The sequence below is a fragment of the Polaromonas sp. P1_G1 genome, assembly GCF_056405595.1.
The window spans coordinates 1-5,870 of the sequence record NZ_JBFUBU010000090.1 but is presented as its reverse complement, the minus strand read 5'-3'; the positions used below and the strand labels follow the sequence as shown (position 1 = coordinate 5,870).

The window sequence follows — 5,870 nt, the reverse complement described above, 5'->3', positions numbered from 1 at the left end:
CGCTTGGCTCGAGCACCGCAGGTTGCCCGAAGCGAAGCGTAGGGACCCAGACTGCGGGTCGCSTTTCTTTTGCTTACTTTTTTTTGGCGAAGCAAAGAAAAGTGAGTCGCCGCCGGGCGACCCCGGCCAGCAGGACTCAGAAGAGAACCCGCCCGTCGAACGGAAACAGAACCCTTCAACATACGGCCAGCGCCTCCAGACAAATCCTTTTATGCGCCTCACCACTGGAGGGCTTGACCTCCAAAGAAGGCAAGCGCAACCCATAGTCCAGCGACAGCTTGTCAGCCAGCAGCACCCAGGCGCACAACCTGGAAAGCTTCTGCTCGACGCCAGCCGAGCCGGCCTGCGCGAAATCCAGCCAGAGTTCGTGCCGCTGCGCCTGCTGCGTGTCGCGCACCACCAGCCCGCTGCCTTGCCCGTCGTCCTTGGCAGCCTTCTTCCAGACCACCAGTTTCATCGGGTCGCCGCGCCGGTAACCGCGCACGCCATCGAATTCGCCGCTGCTTTGCGCGCGCAGGGCGGCCGCGGCGCCGCCTGAGCGGGGTTCGCCGGGCGGTAGGGGCGGCGGGTGGGCTTCGGGCGCGGGGTAGACCAGGACCTGGGCGGCGGGCCGCCAGACGGTCCAGACGCGGAAGGTGCCCAGCGGGAACCGGGTTTCGGCGGTCAACGTGGGCAGCCTGTGCAGCCCGCGCTTTGGCGGCGTGAAGGCCACCTGCACCACGCTGCTGCCTTGCGCGGGCACGTCGGTCCAGGCCCAGTGCCGCTCGTGGCCTTTTTCGGCGTCTACGTCATGCGGGTTGAGCACGCTCAGGCCTATGCCGTGGCGCACAGTGCGCCGGGTGTTGGTCAGCTTGACCTCGAAAGCGGCGGTGGCACCCACATACTGGGCGTGCGGCGCGACCAGGTTCATGGACAGGCCGCGCAGCGTGCCGTGGCAGACATGCATGCCGACGAGCGCGCTGCCGGCCAGCAAAAAAGTCAGCAGGTAGCCCAGGCTCAGCTGGTAATTGATGGCGGCCACCAGCAGTACCAGCAGGGTGACACCCATCATCCAGCCCGGCCGGGTGGGAAGGATGTAGACGTTGCGCTGGGTCAGCGTCACGCTGTCGGTGAAAGGCAGCTTGCTTTGCCACCAGGCCTGGAAGCGGGCGCGCACGAAGGCCAGGGGGTTGAGGGTGGATGCCAGCGCGGCCATAAGGAGAGGCAAGGGGCGGAAAAAGCAGATGACGTGGTTTTATGGGAGCCGTGCTCAGGGCAGGGGCACGGCTTCCAGCATGGCGCGCACCTGTTCCACCGAGCCGCGCCCGGCGTCGCTGACGGGGATCAGCCGGTGCGCCGCGGTCTGGGGCAGCACCGCGGCGATGTCGTCGGGCGCCACGTAGTCGCGCTTGCTCAAAAAAGCCTGGGCCCTGGCGGCCCGCATGATGGCAATGCCGGCGCGCGGGCTCAGGCCCTGCAGGAACCAGCGGCCCGAACGGGTGGCCGCCACCAGGTCTTGCAGGTAGTTGAGCAGCGGCTCGGACGCGTGGACCTTGGCCACCATCTGCTGCAGCTCCAGCAGGTCGTGCGGCGCCAGCAGTGCGGGCAGTTGCTCGACCATCTCGCGCCGGTCGGCGCCGCGCAGCAGCTCACGTTCGGCTGCGCGGTCGGGGTAACCCAGCGAAATCCGCATGTGGAAGCGGTCCAGCTGCGATTCGGGCAGGGCGTAAGTGCCGAGCTGGTCGTGCGGGTTCTGCGTGGCGATCACAAAAAAGGGCAGGGGCAGGGGGCGGGTTTCGCCTTCGACGGTGACCTGTTTTTCTTCCATGGCCTCGAGCAGGGCGCTCTGGGTCTTGGGGCTGGCGCGGTTGATCTCGTCGGCCAGCAGCACCTGGGCGAACACCGGCCCGGGGTGGAACACGAAACTCTCCTTCTGGCGCTCGTAGATCGACACGCCCGACAGGTCGCTGGGCATCAGRTCGGMTGTGAACTGCACGCGCGAAAACTGCAGGCCGAAGGAGCGCGACAGCGCATGGGCCAGCGTGGTCTTGCCGACGCCCGGCACATCCTCGATCAGCAGGTGGCCGCCGGCCAGCAGGCAGGCCACGCAATCCTGCACCTGGGCCGGCTTGCCGACGATGACCGTGTTAAGCTGATTCAGGAGCGCTTGAAGTTTTTCTGTGACATTCATGGCGTCAACCATACCGTAAATTTTCGTAAAACATTGCCCGATGGTTTCCCGATGAACGCGACCGGTTATTTCAGCCATCCCGACTGCCGCAAGCACGAAATGGGGGCCGGGCACCCGGAATGCCCCGAGCGGCTCGACGCCATCGACGACTGGCTGCTGGCCATCGGCGTCAAGGACGCGCTGGACGTCCGCGAGGCGCCGCAGGCGGCCCTGGGCGACATCGAACTCGCGCACGACCGCATGATGGTCGCCGCGCTGCGCGGCCTGAGTGACCGCCTGGCCGACGACATACGGGCGGGCGGCCCGGCCTATGCCCAGATCGACCCCGACACCGCCCTCAGCGTGCACACCTGGAACGCCGCCCTGCGCGCCGCTGGGGCCGCGCTGGCGGCCACCGATGCCGTGCTCTCGGGTGAACTCGAAAACGCCTTTTGCGCTGTGCGCCCGCCGGGGCACCATGCCTGCCACAACAAGGCCATGGGCTTCTGTTTTTTCAACAACATCGCCGTCGCCGCGCGTTATGCGCTGGAGCGCCACGGCCTCAAGCGCGTGGCAGTTGTCGACTTCGACGTGCACCACGGCAACGGCACCGAGGACATCCTGAGCGGGGATGAGCGGGTGCTGATGGTGAGCTTTTTCCAGCACCCGCTCTACCCCTACAGCGGCACCGAAAGCCACGCCGGCAACATGCTCAACCTGCCCGTGCCGGCCTATACCAAGGGCATGGACGTGCGCGAGCTGGTCGAGATGATGTGGATCCCGCGCCTGGAGGAATTCAAGCCCGAGATGATTTTTATCAGCGCCGGCTTCGACGCGCACCGCGACGATGACCTGGGCCAGATGGGCCTGGTCGAGCAGGATTACGCCTGGATCACCCAGCGCATCAAGGACGTCGCGAAACGCCACTCGCAGGGCCGGATTGTTTCGTCGCTGGAAGGCGGCTACAACCTGAACGCGCTGGCGCGCAGCGTGGAAGCCCACATCCGCGTGCTGGCCGACCTGTAGGAGGTTTGTTTCATGAGCGCCGCATCCGCTGATCTTTCGGCACCCGTGCTGCATACCCAGGACGCGCGCGGCGTGCACCGCCTGGTGCTGAACCGCGCCGCCAGCTTCAACACCCTCAGCGAGGACGTGCTGGCAGCACTGCAGGCCGCGCTTGACGCGATCGCGGTCGACAGCGCGGCGCGCGCGGTGGTCATCGCGGCCGAAGGCAAGGCCTTTTGCGCCGGCCACAATCTCAAGGACATGCGCGCGCAGCCCGAGCTGGCCTATTACCAGAAGCTCTTTGCCCAGTGCACGCGCATGATGCTCAGTATCCAGAAGCTGCCGGTGCCGGTGATCGCCCGGGTGCAAGGCCTGGCCACGGCGGCCGGTTGCCAGCTGGTGGCGCAATGCGACCTGGCCGTGGCGGCCGATGGCGCCAGCTTCGGCGTCAATGGCATAGACGTGGGCCTGTTCTGCGCCACGCCCAGCGTGCCGCTGGTGCGCAACATCCCGGCCAAGCAGGCCATGGAGATGCTGCTGACCGGCGAATTCATCACGGCCGAAGAGGCGCGTGCGCGCGGGCTGGTGAACCGTGTCGTGCCACTGGAGGCGCTGGACGGCGAAGTCGAAAAATTGCTGCAGTCGCTATTGTCCAAACCGCGCGAGGCACTGGCCATGGGCAAGGCGCTTTTTTACCAACAACGTGAAACCGGCATCGAGGCCGCCTACCAGCTCGCGGGCCAGTCCATGGCCCGCAACATGGCCCATGCCGTTGCACAGGAGGGCGTACAGGCCTTCATCGAAAAAAGGAAACCCCAATGGCCAGCGCCGGCGCCCTGACGACCCGCCCCCCCGCCCGTATCGACAACCTGGACGCCTGGTTCGCTGCGCTGGCCCAGCCCACCACCCTGACGGAGGTGGCCGCGCTGATCGGCTGCGCGTTGCTGGCCTGGCTGGTGGTTCGCGTGGCGGGCCGCGCGCGCATGGCGGTCGACGACAGCTCCATCCTGTTCGGGCGGCGCGTGATCGACGGTGTGCTGTTTCCTTTGTTGCTGCTGTTTCTGGCCTACGCGGCCAAGGCTTTGCTGGAGCGCATGTTTCCGCTGGCGCTCTTCAAGGTGGCGATTCCCGTGCTGGTGTCGCTGGCCGCGATACGCCTGGGCGTCAAGGTGCTGCAAGTGGCCTTCAAGGATGCGCCGCTGGTGCGGGCGCTGGAGCGCACTATCTCCTGGCTGGCCTGGATCGCCATGGTGCTGTGGGTCAGCGGCCTGCTGCCCGTGGTGCTGGAAGAGCTAGACGGCATCAAGTGGAAGATTGGCAACAGCAACCTGTCGGTGCGCACCATGCTCGAAGGCGCGGTGACGGCCGGCGTGGTGCTGCTGATCACGCTGTGGATATCGTCGGCCATCGAGTCGCGCCTGCTGCGCAAGGCGACCGGCAACGAACTGTCCCTGCGCAAGGCCGTCAGCAACGCGGTGCGCGCCGTGCTGATGTTTGTCGGCCTGATGTTGGCACTGTCCTCGGTGGGGATAGACCTCACGGCGCTCTCGGTGCTGGGCGGCGCGATAGGCGTGGGTGTGGGTTTCGGCTTGCAGAAGCTGGCCGCCAACTACGTCAGCGGCTTTGTCATGCTGGCCGAGCGCAGCGTGCGCATAGGCGACAACGTGCGGGTCGACACCTTCGAGGGCCGCATCACCGATATCAACGCGCGCTACACCGTGGTGCGCGCGCCCTCGGGGCGCGAGTCCATCGTGCCCAACGAGATGTTCATCAGCACCCGCGTTGAAAACCTCTCGCTGAGCGACCCGCAGGTGCTGCAGTCCACCGTGGTCTCGGTGGGCTATGACAGCAACGTGGAACTCGTGATGCGCCTGCTCAACGAGGCCGCGCTCAGGCAGGACCGCGTGCTGCGCGACCCGGCCCCCGGCGTCAACCTGACCAACTTCGGCGCCGATGGGCTGGAGTTCACACTCAATTACTGGATGGCCGACCCGGAAAACGGCCAGCAAAACCTGCGCTCCCGCATCAACCTGGCCATCCTGGAATCCCTGCGCGCGCACAACATCGACATTCCCTATCCGCAGCGCGTGGTGCACACCCGCGTAACGGTGGACGGGGACGCCGCCAAACCCTCCTGAGCCGGCTGCTGCCCGTGGAGGGCGCTTGGCCTCGGGGCAATTGGCGCCTGAAAGACACCTTTAGGACAACGGTTGGGCAGGATGCTCTAATTCCCCCTGTTCCGCCCTCTATAATGAAAAATAGAACGGTCGTTCTTTTTCTGCCCGGCAGCGCTGGTTACCTTCCGGCCGCCGGTCCCGCAGCCCGCACCCGGCATGCCGCAGCATAGAATGCAAAGCTTACGTTTACGTCAACGTCAATCAATACATCTCATCAACAACTCTGGAGCCCTGTCATGAAGGTCTTGGTCCCCGTCAAGCGTGTAGTCGACTACAACGTGAAAGTCCGCGTCAAATCCGATGGAACCGGTGTCGACATCGCCAACGTCAAGATGAGCATGAATCCGTTTGACGAGATCGCCGTCGAGGAAGCTACCCGCCTGAAGGAAAAAGGCGTGGTCACCGAGGTGATCGCCGTCAGCTGCGGCGTGCTGCAGTGCCAGGAAACCCTGCGCACCGCCATGGCCATAGGCGCCGACCGCGCCATCCTGGTCGAGACCGCCGAAGAACTGCAGCCCCTGGCAACTGCAGCCCCTGGC

General features: G+C 65.7%; 6 protein-coding genes. 4 read left to right on the top strand and 2 right to left on the bottom strand.

All coding sequences use genetic code 11. From position 1 onward, the window contains the following. Positions 1-175: 175 nt before the first annotated feature. Together AC1D1Y_RS25570 and AC1D1Y_RS25565 are read right to left on the bottom strand one after the other, a co-directional pair. Positions 176-1,195 (bottom strand): DUF58 domain-containing protein, encoded by a 1,020-nt coding sequence (locus tag AC1D1Y_RS25570; RefSeq protein ID WP_477684823.1) that lies wholly within the window; start codon positions 1,193-1,195, stop codon positions 176-178. 54 nt (positions 1,196-1,249) lie between these two features. Further along, a complete protein-coding gene (locus AC1D1Y_RS25565; RefSeq protein WP_477684822.1) occupies positions 1,250-2,170 on the bottom strand; it encodes an AAA family ATPase in 921 nt (306 codons plus the stop codon). Positions 2,171-2,221: 51 nt separating this feature from the next. Here AC1D1Y_RS25565 and AC1D1Y_RS25560 point away from each other — a divergent pair, with 51 nt between their 5' ends. The 4 genes from AC1D1Y_RS25560 to AC1D1Y_RS25545 form a co-directional block, all read left to right on the top strand. Next, entirely contained in the window at positions 2,222-3,175 is a 954-nt protein-coding gene (locus tag AC1D1Y_RS25560) for a histone deacetylase family protein (RefSeq protein ID WP_477684821.1), read from the top strand. A 12-nt stretch (positions 3,176-3,187) separates the two neighbouring features. After that, positions 3,188-3,994: an enoyl-CoA hydratase gene (locus tag AC1D1Y_RS25555; protein ID WP_477684820.1), complete on the top strand. Its 807-nt coding sequence runs from the start codon at positions 3,188-3,190 to the stop codon at positions 3,992-3,994. Continuing rightward, positions 3,973-5,292, top strand: coding sequence for a mechanosensitive ion channel family protein (locus tag AC1D1Y_RS25550; RefSeq protein WP_477684819.1), 1,320 nt, complete (start codon positions 3,973-3,975; stop codon positions 5,290-5,292). Before AC1D1Y_RS25555 ends, AC1D1Y_RS25550 begins: the two co-directional genes overlap by 22 nt. Positions 5,293-5,567: 275 nt before the next feature. Then, the coding region (locus AC1D1Y_RS25545; RefSeq protein ID WP_477684818.1) for an electron transfer flavoprotein subunit beta/FixA family protein at positions 5,568-5,870 on the top strand (303 nt) is incomplete at its 3' end.

Excerpts from the sequence above, each read along its gene's own strand:
- AC1D1Y_RS25570 (WP_477684823.1), bottom strand. The coding sequence starts at position 1,195 with ATGGCCGCGCTGGCATCCACCCTCAACCCCCTGGCCTTCGTGCGCGCC.
- AC1D1Y_RS25560 (WP_477684821.1), top strand. The coding sequence starts at position 2,222 with ATGAACGCGACCGGTTATTTCAGCCATCCCGACTGCCGCAAGCACGAA.
- AC1D1Y_RS25555 (WP_477684820.1), top strand. The coding sequence starts at position 3,188 with ATGAGCGCCGCATCCGCTGATCTTTCGGCACCCGTGCTGCATACCCAG.
- AC1D1Y_RS25550 (WP_477684819.1), top strand. The coding sequence starts at position 3,973 with ATGGCCAGCGCCGGCGCCCTGACGACCCGCCCCCCCGCCCGTATCGAC.